The 19,836-nt window shown below is 53.3% G+C and carries 18 protein-coding genes; 14 read left to right on the plus strand and 4 right to left on the minus strand.

The features are described from left to right. The first annotated feature begins 39 nt into the window (after positions 1–39). The 4 genes from OU789_RS04015 to OU789_RS04030 are packed head-to-tail and all read left to right on the plus strand — an operon-like array spanning position 40 to position 3,630. Positions 40–909, plus strand: coding sequence for a carbohydrate ABC transporter permease (locus OU789_RS04015; RefSeq protein ID WP_274653527.1), 870 nt, complete (start codon positions 40–42; stop codon positions 907–909). Next, positions 906–1,787 carry a carbohydrate ABC transporter permease gene (locus OU789_RS04020; protein ID WP_274653530.1) on the plus strand — a complete coding sequence of 294 codons (882 nt, stop codon included), beginning with the start codon at positions 906–908 and terminating at the stop codon, positions 1,785–1,787. The genes OU789_RS04015 and OU789_RS04020 overlap by 4 nt, the downstream gene beginning before the upstream one ends. Next, on the plus strand, positions 1,784–2,545 hold the full coding sequence (locus tag OU789_RS04025) for an SDR family NAD(P)-dependent oxidoreductase (RefSeq protein WP_274653532.1): 762 nt from the start codon (positions 1,784–1,786) through the stop codon (positions 2,543–2,545). The genes OU789_RS04020 and OU789_RS04025 overlap by 4 nt, the downstream gene beginning before the upstream one ends. Continuing rightward, on the plus strand, positions 2,545–3,630 hold the full coding sequence (locus OU789_RS04030) for an ABC transporter ATP-binding protein (protein ID WP_274653534.1): 1,086 nt from the start codon (positions 2,545–2,547) through the stop codon (positions 3,628–3,630). Before OU789_RS04025 ends, OU789_RS04030 begins: the two co-directional genes overlap by 1 nt. A gap of 1 nt (position 3,631) precedes the next feature. Here the strand turns inward: OU789_RS04030 and OU789_RS04035 are convergent, their stop codons facing one another. Together OU789_RS04035 and OU789_RS04040 are read right to left on the minus strand one after the other, a co-directional pair. Then, positions 3,632–4,525, minus strand: a complete 894-nt coding sequence (locus OU789_RS04035) for an SMP-30/gluconolactonase/LRE family protein (RefSeq protein WP_274653536.1) — start codon at positions 4,523–4,525, stop codon at positions 3,632–3,634. Between the two features lie 64 nt (positions 4,526–4,589). Continuing rightward, positions 4,590–5,345: a FadR/GntR family transcriptional regulator gene (locus OU789_RS04040; RefSeq protein ID WP_274653538.1), complete on the minus strand. Its 756-nt coding sequence runs from the start codon at positions 5,343–5,345 to the stop codon at positions 4,590–4,592. 294 nt (positions 5,346–5,639) lie between these two features. On the opposite strand from OU789_RS04040, the gene OU789_RS04045 reads away from it, so the two are divergent. Together OU789_RS04045 and OU789_RS04050 are read left to right on the plus strand one after the other, a co-directional pair. Beyond that, positions 5,640–6,422 (plus strand): 2-keto-4-pentenoate hydratase, encoded by a 783-nt coding sequence (locus OU789_RS04045; RefSeq protein ID WP_274653540.1) that lies wholly within the window; start codon positions 5,640–5,642, stop codon positions 6,420–6,422. A 16-nt stretch (positions 6,423–6,438) separates the two neighbouring features. Next, entirely contained in the window at positions 6,439–7,890 is a 1,452-nt protein-coding gene (locus tag OU789_RS04050; protein ID WP_274653542.1) for an NAD-dependent succinate-semialdehyde dehydrogenase, read from the plus strand. A gap of 82 nt (positions 7,891–7,972) precedes the next feature. Here OU789_RS04050 and OU789_RS04055 read toward each other — a convergent pair whose 3' ends face one another. Further along, positions 7,973–9,913, minus strand: coding sequence for a glycoside hydrolase family 127 protein (locus OU789_RS04055; RefSeq protein ID WP_274653544.1), 1,941 nt, complete (start codon positions 9,911–9,913; stop codon positions 7,973–7,975). A 186-nt stretch (positions 9,914–10,099) separates the two neighbouring features. Here OU789_RS04055 and OU789_RS04060 point away from each other — a divergent pair, with 186 nt between their 5' ends. The 7 genes from OU789_RS04060 (at position 10,100) to OU789_RS04090 (ending at position 18,180) form a co-directional block, all read left to right on the plus strand. Continuing rightward, positions 10,100–11,380 carry an ABC transporter substrate-binding protein gene (locus OU789_RS04060; RefSeq protein WP_274653546.1) on the plus strand — a complete coding sequence of 427 codons (1,281 nt, stop codon included), beginning with the start codon at positions 10,100–10,102 and terminating at the stop codon, positions 11,378–11,380. Positions 11,381–11,790: 410 nt separating this feature from the next. After that, the gene (locus OU789_RS04065; RefSeq protein WP_274653548.1) at positions 11,791–12,666 is read left to right on the plus strand and encodes a carbohydrate ABC transporter permease; all 876 of its coding nucleotides are present in this window, start codon (positions 11,791–11,793) and stop codon (positions 12,664–12,666) included. Positions 12,667–12,670: 4 nt separating this feature from the next. Continuing rightward, complete coding sequence (locus OU789_RS04070; RefSeq protein WP_274653550.1) at positions 12,671–13,564, plus strand: carbohydrate ABC transporter permease; 894 nt, start codon at positions 12,671–12,673, stop codon at positions 13,562–13,564. Positions 13,565–13,590: 26 nt separating this feature from the next. Continuing rightward, complete coding sequence (locus OU789_RS04075; RefSeq protein ID WP_274653552.1) at positions 13,591–14,667, plus strand: ABC transporter ATP-binding protein; 1,077 nt, start codon at positions 13,591–13,593, stop codon at positions 14,665–14,667. Continuing rightward, positions 14,664–15,581, plus strand: coding sequence for a DMT family transporter (locus OU789_RS04080; protein ID WP_274653554.1), 918 nt, complete (start codon positions 14,664–14,666; stop codon positions 15,579–15,581). The genes OU789_RS04075 and OU789_RS04080 overlap by 4 nt, the downstream gene beginning before the upstream one ends. A 41-nt stretch (positions 15,582–15,622) precedes the next feature. Then, a complete protein-coding gene (locus OU789_RS04085) occupies positions 15,623–17,050 on the plus strand; it encodes a sulfatase-like hydrolase/transferase (RefSeq protein WP_274653556.1) in 1,428 nt (475 codons plus the stop codon). Then, positions 17,047–18,180: a mandelate racemase/muconate lactonizing enzyme family protein gene (locus OU789_RS04090; RefSeq protein WP_274653558.1), complete on the plus strand. Its 1,134-nt coding sequence runs from the start codon at positions 17,047–17,049 to the stop codon at positions 18,178–18,180. The genes OU789_RS04085 and OU789_RS04090 overlap by 4 nt, the downstream gene beginning before the upstream one ends. Before the next feature lie 58 nt (positions 18,181–18,238). Here the strand turns inward: OU789_RS04090 and OU789_RS04095 are convergent, their stop codons facing one another. After that, entirely contained in the window at positions 18,239–18,892 is a 654-nt protein-coding gene (locus tag OU789_RS04095; RefSeq protein WP_274653559.1) for a GntR family transcriptional regulator, read from the minus strand. Between the two features lie 148 nt (positions 18,893–19,040). On the opposite strand from OU789_RS04095, the gene OU789_RS04100 reads away from it, so the two are divergent. Continuing rightward, positions 19,041–19,820: an HpcH/HpaI aldolase family protein gene (locus OU789_RS04100; protein ID WP_274653561.1), complete on the plus strand. Its 780-nt coding sequence runs from the start codon at positions 19,041–19,043 to the stop codon at positions 19,818–19,820. Positions 19,821–19,836: the final 16 nt, after the last annotated feature.

A 19,836-nucleotide genomic window follows, 5' to 3' on the forward strand; every position in this document is an offset into this window, starting at 1 on the left:
CAGTGCGGGCCACATCACTCAGGACTTGAGGAGGCAATCATGCGTGCGCGACATTCACTCTACTGGTTTACATTGCCAGCAATTTTGGTGATCGGACTGTTCTTTGTCTATCCGGTTTTTCTAACCTTTGACATGAGTTTGACCAATTTTAGAGGCATTGGCGAGGCCAAGAGCGTTGGTTGGCGCAACTATGAACGCATCTTCAGTCGAGAACGCTACATTCGCGAGATATGGCTGACTTTGTGGTACACGGTAATTGTTGTGTCATCGCTCACTGTGACCGGCCTCTTCTTTGCCGCGATGTTGCATCGGCTACCGCTGATCCGAAACTTCAGCCGCGCGGCTCTCTATACGCCGGCAATGATGTCATTCGTGGTGGTTGGGTATGTATGGCAGTTCTTATACTCCCCGATAAACGGCGGCATTAACGTCGCGCTGCGTGATCTTGGGCTTGGGGCATTTGAGCAAAATTGGCTCGGCGACCCTGCCATCGCTCTCTATTCCGTTGCATTCACGCAAATATGGATGTTCACCGGCTTCACGTGCGCGATTTTTCTCGCCGGTTTTGCAGGCATTCCTGAAGAAATTAATGAAGCAGGCCGTCTTGAAGGAGCTTCTAGCTGGCAGAGGTTTCGCTATCTCGAACTTCCACTTTTGGGACCATCCATCACGGTCTCTGTCATGCTGACGACAATCGGGACACTCAAGACTTTTGAGTTGCCCTTCATCCTGACCAAAGGCGGGCCAGACGGCGCGACGCGCCTTATGTCCATCGACATTATCGACAACCTTTTCGGCCAATATAAATTCGGTTTCGCCAGTGCGTTGTCGATTGTTATGCTCGTTATCGTGCTGGCAGTGTCCTTCGTTCAAAACAAGGTCCTGCGTGATCGGGAGAATGCATCATGAGCCATTCAGACGCACATTCCGCAATCAGCAACACGCGAAGTGTTGATTGGGAACTTATGAAACGCAAAGCAAAATCCATTATCGTGCATGGCGTTGTTCTTGCACTCGTTGCGATCATGCTCCTACCGCTGTTTTACATGGTAATGATGTCATTCAAGACATCAACAGAGCTTGCGCAAGATCCTCTGGGTTTGCCGGATAGCCTTTATTGGGGCAACTATATGAACGCGCTCTCGTCAATGGGGTACGTGCGTTCTGTCCTGAACTCGATGGGAATAACGATTTCGGTGATCGCCGTAGTTGTTTTTGCTGGCGCTATGGCGGCATATCCTCTTGCGCGTTTGCAAAACCGCATAAGTCGCCTGATTGTGATGGTTATGGCGCTCGGTCTCGCAACGCCGAACTTCGTTACGATTACACCGATCTATGTAATTTTCCGCGACATCGGATTGCTCGACAGCTATCTCGGGATCGTGCTGGCCTTTGCCGCATTGAAGCTGCCTCTGGCGGTCTTCTTCTATACCAGTTTTATCGCTGCGATCCCGTTGGAGCTGGAGGAGGCCGCACGACTTGATAATTGCAATAACTGGCAGATATTCTGGCACGTGATCCGCCCACTCCTCGCTCCAGTGACGGCTACATTGTCGCTGTTTGTGATGATCATGGTTTGGAATGATTTCATTTATCCGCTGCTTCTTCTGACGGATAAAGACAAGCTTACCGTGATGATTGCTGTTTACAAATTCGTAGGCAACACAGGTATTGATCCAACAAAGCTGTTTCCAGCGGCTGTTCTCGGGTCTCTTCCTTTGCTGATTATGTTTGCAGTGTTCCAACGTAAAATTATGGCTGGCGCAACGGCAGGAGCAGTGAAATGAATCTCGACAACAAGCATATCATTGTTACCGGTGCGGGCGCGGGGATTGGCCTTGGCATTGCGAAGGCATGCCGCGCAGCAGGAGCAGAAGTTACAGGATTTGATGTTAAACCGGATGGCCAACAAGCGCTTGCTGAGTGTGGCGCAAAGTTTGTGCAGGTTGATGTTACAGATCTGGATGGGTTTGAAGCCGCCATTTGCGATGCCAGCGAGAGAGTTGGGCGTCTCGATGGGTTGGTCAATAATGCGGGCGTGACCATAAAGGTGCCTTTTCTTGAGATGACGCGTGAGCAGATGGAGTTGCTCTGGACCGTTAACCAGCGCTCCGTTCTTTTGGGCTGTCAGGCCGCCGGAAGAATTATGGTGAAGGCAGGCGGGGGCTCGATTGTGAACATTTCTTCGGTTCATGCGCGCGCAACCAATCCGGGTCATGAAGGCTATGCCGGTACAAAAGCCGCTATTGCAGCTATGACCCGTGCAATGGCTTGGTCTCTGGGACCGCAGGGCGTGCGCGTGAATGCGATTTGCCCTGCGCTTACTCGAACTGAGATTGTCGATGCCGCCATGGAAGACCCCGAAAATGCGGCATTGTTTCGCTCTTGGACAGCCGATGGCGAGGTGACTACCGTTGACGAAATAGGTGCATTGGCGGTGTTTCTACTGTCGGATGCAGGGTCCGCATTGAATGGGTCTGAGATTGTTGCAGACCGTGCGATGTCTGCGCTTTTGGATATTTTTGACGTGAAGGGAAACAAGTAATGGCCGAACTTGCGCTTAATGATGTGATAAAGCGTTACGGCGCGACACAGGTTGTCCATGGTGTGGACTTAACTGTTGAGGACGGAGACTTTTGCGTCTTTGTCGGTCCTTCAGGATGCGGCAAGTCAACATTGCTGCGCATGATTGCGGGACTTGAAGAAACCACGGAAGGCCGCATGACGATTGGCGGTCGAGATGTGACGCACGCGGATCCGGCCAAACGCGGCGTAGCGATGGTGTTTCAGACATACGCCCTTTATCCACATATGACCGTGCGAGAGAACATGAGCTTCGGTCTTAAGATTGGCGGAGCAGATAAGGCCGAGATCAAGCAAAAGGTTGATACGGCTGCGCAAATTCTGAAACTTGAAGACTACATGGAACGCAAACCCAAGGCGCTCTCTGGCGGGCAACGGCAGCGTGTTGCTATTGGTCGTGCAATCGTTCGACAGCCTGATGTATTTCTCTTTGATGAGCCGTTAAGCAACCTTGATGCGGAACTGCGTGTCGAGATGCGTGTCGAGATCACGAAACTGCATAAGAAACTCGGCGCAACAATGGTCTATGTGACGCATGATCAGGTCGAGGCCATGACGATGGCAGACAAGATTGTCGTGCTACGTGACGGGCGCATAGAACAAGCTGGTGCGCCGGTAACGTTATACGAAGATCCAGACAATCTGTTTGTTGCCGGTTTTATCGGATCGCCGCGCATGAATCTCTTTGATGGTACTGTCATCAAGGCCGCAGAAGGCATCGCGCATGTTGTTGTGCCGCGCCTTGGCGGGGTGGTTGTTCCGGTTGCGGTCCAAGACCCGACGCAGGAAAACCAGTCGGTAAAGCTAGGGCTGCGTCCTGAGCATTTTAGCGCCGAGGGCAGTCTGCGTGCGGATTTGAATATTGATGTTGTTGAGAACCTAGGCGGTGTTTCTTATGCTTATTCGTCGCAAGAGGGGGACACGCATTCGGTAATTGTTGAGCTGCGTGGCAAGTCTCGCCCTGCGGCTGGAGGCGCGCTGTCGGTCGGGTTTGAAGCAAGCTCGGCTCTTTTGTTTAATGCCGAAACAGGGCTGCGGATACGTTAAACTATTGCTCGGGCAGGGCGACTGTGCCCGAGCGTACCGGAGTGCTGGGAAGCCCTGCGATTTCGACATCAAGTGTGAAAAGACCACCATCAAGGTCAGGTGCTTCGATGCCAAAGGCAGCGCTGGTTATATAGAGTTGCTTCAAATCTGGCCCTCCAAAACAACAGCTTGTTGGGCGTTGGACAGGTAGCGGGACCTGCTGCAGAACCTCGCCGCGGGGTGACAGTTGTTCCACGCGAGCGCCATCCCAAAATGCCACCCAGAGGTTGCCAGCCTGATCAACGCAGAGACCATCCGGTTTTCCATTTTCGGGGGAATAGTGCGCAAGAGTTGTCTGATTGCTTAACGCGCCGTTATCCGGATCATATGTAAAGGCGAAAATTTTGCCTTTTGGGCTATCGACGAGGTAGAAACGGCGCCCATCTGGGCTCCAACCAAGTCCGTTACTAATCGTTAATCCTGAAACCAATTTTTGTGGTGCTAAACCGTTATAGCTCCAGAGGCTGCCAGTTGGGCCTTTAGCGCCTTCGCTCATAGTTCCGGCGAAGATGCGGCCGCGAGGGTCGGCTTTGCAATCATTGAGCCTGTTGCCGGGAAGCTCTGGCTCCGGATCGTGCAATAGATCTAGTTTGGCCGTTACCAAGTCAAGTCGGGCGAGTCCTCGAGCTGTTGCAGCGATGAGCGACTCGGGGTTTTCCATCAACAACACTGCGCTAACAAGATACGGCAATTGGATTGTAGTGTTTGTTCGCGTGGCGGGGTCGTAGGTATGCACCGTTTCGCGTGTGATATCGACCCAATGCAGCACCTGACGTCGTGGATCCCAAACAGGGCTTTCACCACACAGCGCACCCACATTGGCAACGCAAACAGGCATGTTGTTTGGGCTGGTCATCTCATGGCCTCAAAAAGTTGATGGGTGTTGGGATATTGTAGTTATGTGTCGAACAATATTGAGTTTAGATCTGTTTGGATCCTGTCTCATTCACAACCTTCGACAGACGCCGAGCAGAATCAGCGAGATGTTCTTGCATCCGTTCCCGTGCTGCCGCTGGGTCCTGAGCCTCAATTGCTTGGGCAATCGAGCTATGTAGAGGAATGGATTTCCGATTGCGTTGCTCGTCTGGGTTCGTGATCCGGATCGAAAGCATAAGACCGGCAAATATCGCATTCTCAAGGGCATCGAGATAGGGGTTATTTGCAGCATGTAAGACCGCGATGTGAAAGCGTGCATCGCTTAGAACATATTCGCTATTGTTAGCAGCGTTTTTTTCCATTTGCATGCAAGCATCAAGAATGCTCGCAAGCTGGGCATCGTTGCGGCGTGCGGCGGCAAAGTATGCGGCGTCTGGTTCAATAGACTGCCGTAGCTCCATCAAGCTAATCAGTCGGGCGTTATCGACAGTTATCGACTGATGCCACATCAAGACGTCTCGATCGAGCATTTGCCAATTCCGCACATCCAATACACGTGTGCCAATTCGCTGCCTAACCTCAAGAAACCCTTTAGCGACCAACATCTTGATCGCTTCGCGCACAGCCGTACGGCTTACACCAAATTCATCACAAAGAGCGTTTTCATCAGGTAGCAATTGGCCTGGTTCGAACTCACCACTCAGTATGCGTTCACCGAGTTTACGCGATATCTGCCCCGATAGAGACCGAGACAGCGTATTGGAAGTTGGTAGCAGCACATCTGTATCTTGAGGGTTCACTGACGGGGTCTCCTTTTTGGTAATCATATGACCTTTGGCGAAAAAGACAACAAAAACTGCACTTTTGTCGTTTAAAATTCTGCTTTTGGAGGAATTGGCCACCCTATGCGTTCTGCACGCACGCTATTCCTGCGGGCCAGCCGCTAACACATGAAATCTTCATCATTCCGAAATCCGAAGAAAGCCTAGACGAGTTGTTGAGGCTTTTGGGGTGTCAGCTCTGCCTTGCGGATTTCTATTGATATTATGTTTGGGTATGATGTACATGTTTATCGACAAAAGAGGAGATTACCGATGTTATCAACGAATGAACGATCCGAGGCCGTCGCGACCCTGCTAGAAGCAGAGCGCTCGCGCCAACAGGCAGAGCGCTTGTCGCAGAGCTATCCCTCTATTGATATCGATGACGCCTATGCAATCAGCCGTGGTGTTGCGGAAGCACGGGCGGACGCAGGGGATGTATTGATTGGCCATAAGGTGGGTCTGACGTCAAAAGCGATGCGTGCCGCATCTAAAATCGACGAGCCCGATTACGGCCACGTCTTTGCCAGCATGTTGATCGAGGATGGCGCAACCGTCTCTCATGCGGATTATTGTGTTCCGCGCGTAGAACCAGAACTTACCTTCATTTTGAAGACGGCATTACGCGGGCCAAACCTGACGCTTGAAGACGTGCTTGCTGCAACCGAATGGGTTGTACCGTCAATCGAAATTATCGATGCGCGCGTTACCGAACCAAGACGTATCTTTGATACGGTGGCGGACAATGGTGCGGCGGCTGGTCTTGTTCTTGGTGCAAAACGGTTCCGCCCGGAAAGCGTTGACTGGCGATGGGCGAGCGCACTTTTCCGCCGAAATGACGAAATCGAAGAGACGGGCGTTGCCGCTGGTGTAATGGATCACCCCGCGAACGCTGTCGCATGGCTTGGAAACAAGCTCGCTGATTTTAATGGCAAGCTCGACGCGGGCCACATGGTGTTATCGGGATCGTTCACGCGTCCTGTTTGGGCAGACCGTGGTGACAAACTAGAAGCCGATTTCGGTCCGCTTGGCTGTGTCACCGTTTCGTTTTCATAATTTTCAGGAGCAATTTATGCCGACTTTAGAACCGAAATATCTTATTGGCGACACGTGGCGGATGGATTCTGATCTTCCGCCAATGGCGGTGATAAACCCTGCAACTGGCGAGTCGCTTTATGACGTGCCTTGTTGTAGCCCCGATCATGTGGCGCAGGCGTTGGAATATGCCGAAGCAGGGTTTGCTGAGTGGTCGGCAATCCCGGGGTGGAAGCGCGCGAAATATCTACGCCGTATTGCCGAAGAAATCGTCAAACGCCGTGAGGAGTTTGGGCGCGCTATTGCGACAGAGATGGGACGCGTACATTCCGCATGTGCTGGAGAAGCGGATTCCGCGGCCGAGCAGTTCATCTGGATGGCAGGGGAGGCCGAACGGTTGTTCGGTAAATCGATGACGTCGCGGTTTGGCGGTGAACTTAGCATTGTACCAGAGCCCGTCGGTATTGTGGCGGCCTTTAGCCCGTGGAACTTTCCGCTTGGGCTTCCGGCGCGCAAACTGGCCCCCGCATTGGCGGCTGGGTGCGTTGTGATTTTGCGACCGTCAGAGCAAACGCCTCTTGTCGGGACAATCTTGGGCGAATGTTGTCAGGCAGCGGGATTACCAACAGGCGTCGTGCAGGTTTTGCAGGGGCACCCCGATGGCGTTTCCCCCGCACTGATGGAGGCTGAACAAGTACGTAAAATCTCTTTTACGGGCTCAACACGCGTCGGTCGTTTGTTAATGGAACAAGCCGCCCCGACAGTGAAACGTGTATCGCTTGAATTGGGTGGTCATGCGCCACTGATCATTTGTCCTGATGCCGATATCCCCGCGGCAGCGAAGTTATCGGCAAAATTCAAGTTTATGAACACGGGACAAATTTGTGGTTCGCCAAGTCGTTTTTTCCTGCACGAAGACATCGCGGCAGAGTTCACCGAAGTCTTTCTAACCGAAGCAGAAAATATCCGCATGGGCGATCCTATGTCCCCTGAAACGACAATGGGGCCGATGGCTAGCCCTGCGCAGTTGGATAAACTGGAGCGACTTGTGTCGGATGCTGTCGACAAAGGGGCGACCCTTCGTTTGGGTGGTACGCGCGCGCCAGATCAGAACAAAGGCTTCTTTTTCTCTCCCACGGTTCTTGAGCATGTTCCCGATGATGCGACGATTATGTCGGAGGAACCTTTCGGCCCCGTCGCGTCGCTAACCACCTATTCCGACTTAGGCAACGCCATCGCACGGGCAAATAGTACGCAATATGGACTCGGGTCATACGCGTTCACCCGTTCACAGGAGGTTGCGCGGCGTCTTTCGAAAGAGCTTCAATCGGGCATGGTAGGGATCAACAACTTTCTTCTATCGCATAACGAGGCACCCTTTAGCGGCGTGAAGCATTCTGGTGTGGGGATTGAAGGCGGACAGTTGGCGATCAATGAATATCTGACATTCAAAACCACCCATATAGATTTAGAAGTAGCTGCCGTCTAAGTCGTCTGGAACAAGAGCATAGGCCTTCTGTCTATGCTCAATAGGGTAGGGGAGACCGCGTTGCTGCGGTCTCCTTTTTCGTTTAGCCCTTGAGGGGCAGCCAAACCGCCATTGTATTGTCTTCGCGGTTATTCCAGGCGAAATAGGGGATCAGCGTGGTTTCGACCGAACCTTGATCGCTGGTGGCCAGCGGCGCATAGAGTGCGGACGAAGTCCAGGGTGTACGTCGTGACATTCGGGTCTTCAGTAGCTGAACGCCGGCGAATAACCCGCTGCCGGCGATCGACGTAAATTCTGAATCTGCTTTTAAGGCGACGTCATTGATTGTTACGTCGTCTGGCAAGTCCGAGCCTTCAAGGCAGTAGACCACTGGTCCCGCCATAACAGCGACTTGGTTTCGTGTCTCCTCGACTTCAGGGCGAGCGGCGAGGAGCTGGGGTCGGATATCCAATTCCAGTTCGATCTTATCACCTGCTGACCATTGCCGCGAAATCGCAAGGTAACGTGGTCCGTCACCCGTCACCTCAACAGGGTCGCCGTTAATGCATAGTTTGGTCTCATTGCTCCAGCCAGGGATGCGCAGGTTTAGGGTGCATTCGCTGCTCGGGGCTTCTTCTATTTCGATCTTCACTGTGCCTGACCACGGGAAATCCGAGACTTGGCGTAAAGCGATCTTTTCTCCGGCGCATTTCGCTTCAAGGGTATTTGATCCAAACAGATGCACCCAGACGGCATCATCTGAAATTGAATAGGCCCATCTGTGCAGCCCGGCGATGGTGCGTGTTACTTGAGGCGGGCAGCAATAACAGGTCCAACGAGTCCACCGACGCGGGGAATCATTGTTGCCGATGAACTGTGCCTCACCATTGAAACGCAGCGGGTTGGAATAGGTAAAATGCGTTCCAGTGAGAGACATGCCGGACAGGCCGGTATTGTACATTACCTGCTCGATCACGTCCGCATAGCGCGCATCGCCAGTCAGCTGGAGCATCCGCCAGCTCCACATTGCATTGGCAATATTTGCGCAAGTTTCGTTATAGGCAGTGTCAGAGGGAAGTTGGTAGGGGCGCCCGTAAGCCTCGGCGATCGGCTCATAGCGAGGATGGCTGCGCTCGGAGCTGCCTTTGTGTAGCGCGCCAATGCCTCCTGTGATGTACATTTTGCGATAAGTCGAATCCTCCCAGATACGCGTGATCGCTTGCATCAGTGGCGCCTCGTCGGTTTCCATCACAATATCCGCCGCACCAGCCCAAAGATAAGGTCCAGTGACCGCGTGACCTACGGCTTCTGTTTCTTCCAGAACCGGGACGCGCGCTTGGCTCTGGTCGCCGTTGTTACCTGGCAGGTGAGGGTGAGCGCCGCGATTTTCGACGAAAATACGAGCGAGCTCTAGGTATTTTTCGTTTCCTACTTCGCGGAATAACTCAACAAGACCCATAATCTGGGAGGGGTTGAAACCGAAGCGTGCGAGATCAGGATCACGAGATATGAATGTTTCATAGAGGTTGTCGGCCGCTCGAATCGCAATATCCAGTAGATTGCGTGCGCCGGTTACCTGATGGTGCAGGCAGGCCGTGGTAAATAGATGGCCAAGATTATACATTTCGTGGTGTTCGATATCCGTCCAGCGGCCCAAGCCGGTGAGGGTGATCTGGGTGTTAAGATAGCCGTCGGCTTCTTGAGCGGACGCGATGTCGGCGATGTAGTCCTCCATTTTCTGTGACAGTCCGGCGTCGGGTGTGACATCGGTCAGCAGCAGGATAGATTCTAGCGTTTTGTAGCAATCACCATCACTCCAGTACCGGCCGCAGAAACTGCCGCCGCCCGATGCCACTGTGCGGAAGTTTCCGAAGTAGGCGGCGTTCTTTGGATCTTCCATCGCTTCCAAGACGCTGTGAATCGACTCGCTTCGGACCAGATTTTGCTTGTTGAACCACAGGCCGCCTGTCCAGCGGACGGCGCGGTCAGCGGGTTTATGTAATCGGGCGTGGGGTGAATTCGGAATGGGGGAAATTTCATTCATGTCTTTGATCTCCAATGATTTTGGGTCGGCTTAATGTCGTTGCTTTTGGGCAGTTACGTTCGAAGCCAGCGACGTGAGTACCTAGAACTTTGATCGCACTTGACGTGAACCGCTTAAAGATAATATGATTGATTTTGTCGATAAAACGCAATACCAACGACAAAACATATTTGGAGGAGGAACAAGATGAAGAAGTTCAAGCAAAGTGTGGCGGCCACCTGCCTGAGCCTGCCGTTGGCCCTTGGGGGGGTCATGTTTACGGCAGCACCAGTTGCAGCAGAAGGGGTGGTACATCTGTTCCATCGCTCAGCGGCTGAGCCGATGCGGGTGCCGCGTATGGCAATGTGGAATGCATGCGCCGAGAAACTCGATATTGAGATCATCGAAAACTTTTCTCCGCCCAAGCAATACGAAGTGCAGCTTCCAGTGCAGCTTTCCAGCTCTACGCCACCTGACATTTATGCTTACTGGGCCGGAGGTCGGTCGCAGTTTCAGGCCGCAACCGGCAAGATTCGTGCAATGAATGACATCTGGGATGAAATCAAAGACAACTATCCGGCAGGCGTTCAGGCCACGAGCACAGAGCCAGACGGAAATGTGTATACAATCCCTACAACATTCCAACCGAACGTCTTCTGGTACAATAAAAGTGTATTTGCGGAGCATGGACTTGAGCCACCAAAGGACTGGCCAGAGTTCCTTGATGTCGCGGCTAAACTGAAAGAAGCTGGTGTAACGCCATTCCTTCTTGGCTCGAAGTCCGGCTGGGAACCGCTCTTGTGGTTCGATTATATGGTGCTTCGTGTAGCTGGCTCTGATTTTCGTAACGGCCTGATGGCGGGTACTGAAAGTTACCTTGATCCACGTGTTGTCGAAGCGATGGAGCTTTGGAAAGACCTTCTGGAGAAGGGTTACTTTAATGATCGAACCTCATCTCTTGGTTGGCAGGAGATGGCAACCAAATTCGTCAACGGTGAGGGGGCGATGGAGCTGATGGGTACATGGACCGTCGGAAACTTTATTCGTGCGGGGCTTGAACCTGGTCAAGACTTCGACGTTTTCGATTTCCCTGTAATCAACGAGGGCATTGAATTGGCTGTGGAAGGTGCGGTCGAAGGCTGGGCCGCTAGCGGCGCCGGAGAGAATACAGAAAATGCACTGGCAATGCTGAAATGTGTCTCGGAACGCGGACCTCAGGAACTCTTTGCCAAACAGGCTCAGCGGATGGCGGCGAACAAGGATGTCCCAGTTGAGATTTATGAACCCGCATCATTCCAGCCAACCATCGAGAAGTTTCAAGATATGCTCGATGCACCGTTCCACCAGAATCTTGAACTCGCGACCCATCCCGGCGTGACCGAAGTCGCTAAACGTGAACTTCCGCGTTTCCTCGCATTTCCGGATCAATATGAAACGGTTCTGAAGCAGCTTGAAGAGCGTCGCCTTGAGGTCTTCGGAGATTCTTAAGGGAAAGCCCCTGTGCGGTTTCTCATCGCGCGGGGGCATACGCGCCTTAGTCCAGCTTAGTTTTATGTTTTGAACCTAAGTGTTCTGGATCTTAGCGCCGAGACTATTCGGCGTACCGAGGCGAGTGCCTTGACGCGCTATGTCTAAACATATTATGTTTGATATCAGTCGAGACAATCCAGCTCTATTTTATCCTAGATTGAGATGGATTCTTATTAAGTGTCTGATTGTAAACGTAAAATCGTTTTCTGGCGCGGATGTAGAAAGAGGAATGCGCTGGCTCAGTTCCATGTGCTGGTTGAGATTCCACATACCACGGAGAATTTTTTGGACATGTGCACTGCACCGCTCCACCAGAATTTCGAGTTTCCCATGCCCTACATCGGGCGAAATATATGGAGGACACTACAATGAATGCTCGGCTCACGCCTTGGCTTTTTTTAATGCCCGCAATTGTGATCTACGGCGTCTTTGGTGCCTATCCGATTTTTCAAACCTTTGCGATTAGCCTGACGGATCAGGTTGGTGTCGCGGAGCCAGGGAAATTCATCGGCCTGCAAAATTACGTGGCGCTGGTACAGGATGCATACTTCCTGAATGCGCTGAAAAACACGGGTATTTGGGTAATCGCCTTTTTAATCGTGCCCAACTCCCTCGCCATTACCATTGCGTTGTTGGTGAAGCAGACTTTTTGGGGAGCGAGTCTTATCAAGACGGTGTTCTTCCTTCCGCTTGCGCTGTCCTTTGCAATTGTTGGTGTGATCTGGGGTTGGATTTACGAGCCTGACGTGGGGCTGCTTGATCAATTGCTTATTGGTCTTGGGCTCGACGGGTTGATTGTAGAATGGCTCGGCCCAGATGCCGCGACCTATTCTGTGATAGCGGCGGCGGCATGGCGTCAGACGGCGTTCGCAACGGTTGTTTTCCTTGCAGGCCTTTCGGCAATTCCAACGGAACTCATCGAGGCAGCAAAGGTCGATGGCGGTACGCGGCGGCAAATCTTTTTCCGTATCACATTACCACTCCTGAAACCGGCAAGTACGATCGCCGTCTCTTCGGCGCTGATCCATGCGCTTCTAGCGACAGAGATCGTGTTGACCATGACGGAAGGCGGCCCGTTCGGCACTTCTGAAGTGGTGGGTTACCGGATGTATATGGAGACTTTCTGGAACTACAAATTCGGCTATGGCGCTGCGATCGGGGTAATCGTCACCCTGATGACAGCAACCATGGTGGTGCCTTATGTGCGCCGCATGGCCAAAGCCCAAGAACGTGACTGGAGCTAAGGCTATGACGGATATGTCCACGAATATTACCGCCACGCGCCCCGATGTAATTGACCGCGGCACCCTGCGCGAGCGTATAGAAGAGCCGCTAATGCGTGGCGGTCAGATAGGACTGCTTTTGCTTCTCGCGACGGTCTTCTTCCTGCCGGTACTGGGAACATTGCTGACTGCAGTCCGCACCATTCCCGACATTACCCAGAACGGTGCATGGGCGCTGCCCTCTTCCTATGAATGGGGCAACTTAGGTCGCGCTTTCATAGAAATGCTACCTTACCTCAAGGCTTCTGTGATTATCACTTTGCCTTCGGTAGCGGGCACGTTGCTGGTATCGATGATGGCAGGGTATGCGTTGTCACGGATGCGGTTCCAGGGTCGAATCTGGATGTTCCTCGTGATTGTTTCGCTGAGCTTCGTACCAATCCACACGCAGCTTATTCCAGTGTTCCGGCTTATGTCTGAGCTTGGGTTGCATGATACCTTCGTGAGCCAGATCATCGTCCACATTATGCGCCAAATTCCATTTGCGGTGCTGATCATGACCAATTTCTTCAACACTGTTCCGGGCGAGCTGCGTGAAGCGGGCCGGATCGACGGTGCCAGCGAATGGACGATCTTTAGGCGCATTTATGTACCGGTGGCGCGACCTGCGCTCTCGGCGCTGATTGTATTGGAGTTCACTTGGATCTGGAATGATCTGCTTTGGGGGCTCGTGCTGACGCAAGGTGCAGGCAAGAAACCTGTTACGGTCGGTATCCTTTCCTTCGAGGGAGAATACGAAATTGCTTGGAATATGGTCGCATCCGGCGCGGTGGTTGCCGCTATCCCGACGTTGGCCGTTTTCCTCGCCTTCCAGAAACACTTCATCCGTGGAATGACAATGGGGTCGGTCAAGGGCTAAGCCCTCGCCCCGATAAGGAGAAACACATGGCACATGTCACTATTAACAATGTCATTAAGAACTATGGCGCGGTTCGCGCAATCAAAGGCATCGATGTGGGTATAGAAGACGGCGAGTTCGTCGCTCTCGTCGGCCCCTCAGGCTGCGGAAAAACCACGCTCCTGCGGATGATTGCAGGGCTTGAAGACATCACCGGCGGCACGATCGAAATCGGCGGTAAAGTCGTTAACGGGTTGCAACCCAAAGCCCGCGACATCGCGATGGTGTTCCAGAACTACGCGCTTTATCCACATATGAAGGTGGCCGATAACATGTCGTTCTCAATGCAGCTAGCGGGTGCATCAAAGGACGAGATCAAAGAAAAGGTGCAAGACGCCGCTCGGATCCTCAATCTTGAGGCTTACCTTGATCGCTACCCTCGCGAGCTTTCGGGGGGGCAGCGCCAACGGGTCGCCATGGGGCGGGCAATCGTGCGTAATCCCAAAGTGTTCCTGTTTGATGAGCCGCTGTCGAACCTTGATGCGAAGCTAAGGGTGTCGATGCGGGCCGAGATCAAGTCGTTGCATCAGCGTTTGGGAACGACGGCAGTCTATGTAACTCACGATCAGATCGAAGCGATGACAATGGCTGATAAGATCGTTGTTATGAGCGCGGGGAAGATTGAGCAAGTTGGCACTCCGCTTGAGCTTTATGACGAGCCAGCGAACTTGTTTGTTGCCGCCTTTATTGGTTCTCCCTCGATGAACTTGTTGGAGGCGAAGATTTGCAACGGCGGCGTTCGGTTTGCTGACGGCACCGTTCTTGCGCTCTCTGGTACCGAAGGGTACGAGACCGACCGTCCTGTGATCGTTGGCATCCGCCCCGACACTTTCGAACTGGCTGAACGAGGCCTCGCGGTTCAGGTCAACGTCACGGAGCCCACCGGTGCGGAAACTCAGGTTGTTGGCCAAATTGGTGACAAGCCTGTTACCTGTCTTATGCGCGAACGGATCAGCGGCCGCTATGGTGATGTGCTGAACGTATTGCCTCAAGGACCAGTACACCTGTTCGATCCTGAGACCAGCCTACGCCTTGGTACGGCACTTGCGGCGACATTAAATTGAACTGCACGCAAGAAATATCATCGGGGGCAGTAAAGATTGCCCCCGCATCACGCACCATGCTCGCGGGCATGGGCTTGGTGGCGCTGGCGGGTTGTATCCTCGCCACGCAGGACGCCGCTATTAAAGCGATGACTGCACGGCATTCTCCGATTCAGATCGCGTTTGTCCGATATGGCTGGCACTCTATTTTCATCGCCGTCTTTCTTCTCGCCACCGGCAAGCGCGGCATCTATCGCACGCGGGTCTTGCCACTTCATTTGGTGCGAGCCGGTTTGCTGATGACGGCCTCTCTCTCGATGTTTGTTGCCATCGCTTATATTCCACTATCGCAGGCAACCGTTATTCAATTTCTCAGCCCACTCGTGGTGACATTGCTCTCGGTTCTGTTGCTCGGGGAACGCATTGGTTGGCGGCGGATCACCGCGCTTTGCATGGGGTTTACTGGCGTTCTGGTGGTGATCGGTCCGCAACTTACCGGTGCAGAACCGTCATTGGTTTGGCTTTTGCCGTTACTCTCGGCCTTTGGCGCAGCGGGTTATGTTTTGATGACTCGCCGATTGTCAGCGCCCGAGGAGGTCGCGCCTTCAATGGCACTGATGCCAGTGATTTGCTTCTTCGCATTATTGCCTGCGCAAGCGGTTTTCTGGAGTTCTGTTGCCCCAATTGACATGTTGATCCTTGCTTTACTCGGCCTGACTGGAACGCTGGCCCATGTCGCCATTCAGTTTGGCATGCAGGCCGCTCCTGCCTCTATCTTGTCACCCTTCCTCTACAGTCAGGTGATTGTTGCAGGCTTGTGGGGCGTAGTCTTTTTTGACGATCCTATGAGCTCTGGCTTCTACTTTGGCACGCTCCTCATTGTCGGCGCAGGTCTTGCGATCTGGTGGATCGAACGCCCACGCCCAACCCCGTAAAATCCTTTGATACTCGAATACTCCAATCCGAAAGCAGACGAATGACAGCCAAGAACATCATCCTCTTCATCACAGATCAATGGCGTTGGGATACGTTGAACCAACCTGGCCATCCTTGTAAGTTGCCCAACTTGCAGGCGTTTCGTGAAGAGTCCACTAATTACACCAACGCCTTTACTTCGGTTCCGCTCTGTACTCCCGCGCGCGGCAGTCTGTTTACCGGCAAATGGCCGCATCAAACCGGCACAATGGACAACGTACAAGGCTCGTCATTCTACCCACATGGCAAGCTGCACCCGAGCCATCCGACCTACATGGAACGGCTACAAGATGCAGGCTATGAGGTCAGTTTCATTGGAAAATGGCACCTTGGCGCCGGGACACTGAGCGAGCGCGGCATTGACGCACCGCTTAGCGATGGCGGAGCCGAAGCGTTGATTCCGGCGGATGATCTGGAGTTCGCAACTCCGCGCAAGACTCCATTCTATGGAACGATCACAAAGGGCGTTCATATGGATGAAAAGCGGGTGCGTAAGGGGATCGAGCGGCTCGAGCAATTGTCGGCGGGGGACAAGCCTTTCTGCCTCATCGTGTCGCTTCCGGGTCCGCATTTCCCGCATCATGTGCCGCAAGAATGGGTCAGCTTGTATGATGATCTGCCTGAAGATTACATGCCTGACAACTTCATTCCGCAGTTTACTGAGAAGGGCAAACCCGCCGCCCAAGGCGCGCCTTACTGGCCGTGTCAGGATACGCGCGACCTAAACCAGCAGGATTGGCGGCGCACCGCGCAGCATTACTTCGGTTTCTGCTCTTTCGTCGACGATCTCTTTGGTCAGTTTCGACGCAGGGTGGCCGACCTTGGATTGGACGGTAGTGCGCGGCTCGCCTTTACCGCCGATCACGGCGAGATGCTGGGCGCGCATGGCTGGTTCGACAAGGGGCCTTTCTTCTACGAAGAGGTGATGCGCATCCCTATGATGATCCGCGATGCAGCACAGACTGACGCAAAGATTGATGAAAGTTTCGTCAATTTTCGCGACCTCTTTCCGACTCTTCTGGCCGACAGCGAGGCGGCGGCAGTCCTGACCCAAGGCGAAGCTGCGCGCAGTTATAGTGCCACAGATAATGATCACGTGGTCTATGGCTACGATGCCTATCAGGGCCGCCAGTTCAAGTTTCGCGGTATCCGTGAGGCGCGCTACAAGTATGCTTGGAGCCCGCATGATCTTGAAGAGCTCTATGACCTCGAGTCTGATCCGCAAGAACGGATTAATCGAGCCTCGGATCCCGCGTTGAAAGCGGTGAAGCAACGGCTAATGACGCGGCTCTTTGATTGGATGAAGACCGAGGGCGATGCGTTGGCCTATGGCGGGTATCAGTTGCCGGTGGGTAGCTACATCGATGGACGCCCCGCGCATGAACAACACGATCACCAGCAACATTTAAATCCGGCGTTGAAACAATGAAAATTACAGAAATCACAACTTATATGCAGCGCGTTGACGATCGCCCTAGGGTGCTCGTTGCAGTCAAGACGGACGAAGGAATTACAGGCTGGGGAGAGACATATGCTCATGGACCCGAGCGAGCTGTTTCCCCGATCCTTGATTACTTCGCAACTCATCTTTTGGGTGAAGATCCGCGTCGCGTTACATACCTGCACGAAAAACTTATGCATGTCGCCCGCTTCCCACCGGGTGCGCTTGGATTGGCCGCGTTTTCTGCGATCGACCACGCCCTGTGGGATATCGCGGCCAAGTCGCTGGGAGTGCCAGTTTATCAAATGCTCGGTGGACATATGCGCGACAAAGTACGTGTTTATTGCACCGCGATCGGTGCGCCGGACAATGGCGTGAAGGTTTTGTCTGATTTGCATGACGAGTTTGGATTCACCGCGTTTAAGCTCTCTCCCTATCGCAAGCACCCGTTCAATCATCGTTGGGGTGAGGTATGCGAAGCGACGGCAGATTATTTCAGAGGCTTGCGTGAGGGCCTTCCCTCCCATTTCGAAATTGCCTTTGATGCACATTCGGTCCTGATGGAAGGGATAGATGCAGTGCGTCTTGCCCGTGCCATCGAACCTTATGACCCATTCTTCCTTGAGGAGCCTCTGCGCCCCGAACACATGCCGGCATGGGGGCAGATGAAAGCCAAGATGAACATTCCATTGGCTACGGGTGAAGCTCTCTATAACCGTCACCAGTTCCTTGCACTACTGAGCGAAGGAGGTGCGGATATTGTTCAGCCCGACATCGCAGTGGTTGGCGGCCTAACTGAAATGCGTCGAATTGCGGAGGTAGCAGATGCTCACTCCGTTCCTGTTGCGCCGCACAACCCGATGGGGCCGCTGGCGACAGCGCATAACGTGCACTTTTCGGCCGCGTGTTCCAATTTCAAAATCCTTGAATACAAAGTCCATCGTGATGTGCCTTGGATTGCAGATCCATACATTCCTGTTGATGGATATCTCGAATTACGTCCCGACCGTCCGGGTTGGGGTGTTGAGATCAATGAAGATGCACTTAAAACAGAAGAATATAGCCATTGGTCGCGGCCACTTATGCGAAAACCCGACGGGGCTACGAGCTATGCATAGGCTGAAGAGTTCCACGGTTGGGTTCTTAGTACGCCGAAAATTGGCTTCTCCATGGACCTTACTTCGCCATCGCTTGGACAGCGGCGATCGTCGTCAGCTTGATGTGTTGCGCGGTCAGTCGGCAAGTTTCTTCGATGTCTCGTGCCATCGCGGCTTCAAAAATAGCAGCATGTTCAGCGGGCGTGTCGCGCACACTCGGGCCAAGGCTGCGCGACAGATGTCGATAGCGTTCATGATGGGAGTAAACCTGCTCGCGCAAGTCAAGCAGCCATTGCGACGGGGTTGCCGAAACGAGCGTGTCGTGAAAAGTGCGGTTGCGCAGCTCAATCTGATCTTTCCCGGTCCCGCGATCTTCGGCCAAACGCAGGCTGTGATACGCGGCGACAAGTTGCGTCTCCCAAGCGTCGTCGCCTCGGCGCAAACTGTCGCGCAGGGCTTCGTTTTCAAGCTGAATGCGTACGCGACCAAGATCCTCGACGTCTTCTGCCGAAACTTTTCGCACGTAAAATCCACGGTTGGAGTGTTGAACCACAACTCGTTCACCGAACAGACGCGACAAGGCCTCACGCAGGGGAGCGGCCCCAAATCCAAATTGTTTGCGCAGATCCGCGATCTTGAGTTTGCGATCAGGCGGCAATTCACCGGTAACGATGGCCTGTCTAAGCGCAAGATAAGCGCTTTCAGCATCTGTAACTACAATTGGTTGTTTCATGAGATATCTGCACGCTTTGGTTGCTCAGGTAGCCCATGTTTACAGGTCGATCCCTGACAATCCAAGCCCGGGAGCGGCAGATGTCGGCTGCTTTCCTAAAGATAAGATGATTTCGAATGATACTCGGCAATAAAGAGGCGCTCTGGCCATGAAATATAAAGATAACCGCTTCACCCATGCCCTTAGAAATAAGGACAAACAAGTTGGGCTTTGGATAACTCTTTGCAGCAACTTTGCCGCTGAGGTGGTCGCGCCTGCTGGTTACGACTGGGTGTTGCTTGATATGGAGCATAGCCACAACGACTATGCCAGCATATTGGGGCAGCTGCAGGCATTTGCGGCATATGAGACCGTACCTATCGTACGTGTTGAATGGAATGACGCAGTTGCGGTCAAGCGCCTGCTCGACCTTGGTGCGCCCGGCATTCTGTTTCCGATGATTCAGACGGTTGAAGAGGCCCGCGCAGCAGTCGCGGCCACGCGGTATCCGCCAAAAGGCATTCGGGGTGTGTCCGCGAGTACCCGCGCTACAAAATTTGGCCGTGTCACGGATTATGCCTCGCGTGTCGAAGAGGAAACGGCAGTTCTTCTGCAAATTGAAACCAAAGCCGCGCTGGAACAAGCCGAAGACATCGCCGCTGTTGATGGGGTGACGGGCGTATTTTTTGGCCCGGGAGATATCGCCGCTGATCTCGGAATGTTGGGGCAGCCAACATCGCAGGCGGTTTGGGATGTGATACGGCCCGTAGCCCGCCGCTTGATTGAAAAGGGTGTTTCTGTGGGGACCTTGGTTTCCGATGTGGAGTTGGCCGCGCAGCTACTGGACGAAGGGTTCAGCTTTGTCGCCTGTGGAACAGATACCGGTTTGCTGGTGCGGGGGAGCGATGCCTTGCTTGCTGATCTTAGGAAACAGCTTGGTGCGAAATGAACGCGGGAAAACAACA

Origin of the sequence: Halocynthiibacter sp. C4, from assembly GCF_028823805.1 — a bacterium.
Classification (GTDB): domain Bacteria; phylum Pseudomonadota; class Alphaproteobacteria; order Rhodobacterales; family Rhodobacteraceae; genus Falsihalocynthiibacter; species Falsihalocynthiibacter halioticoli.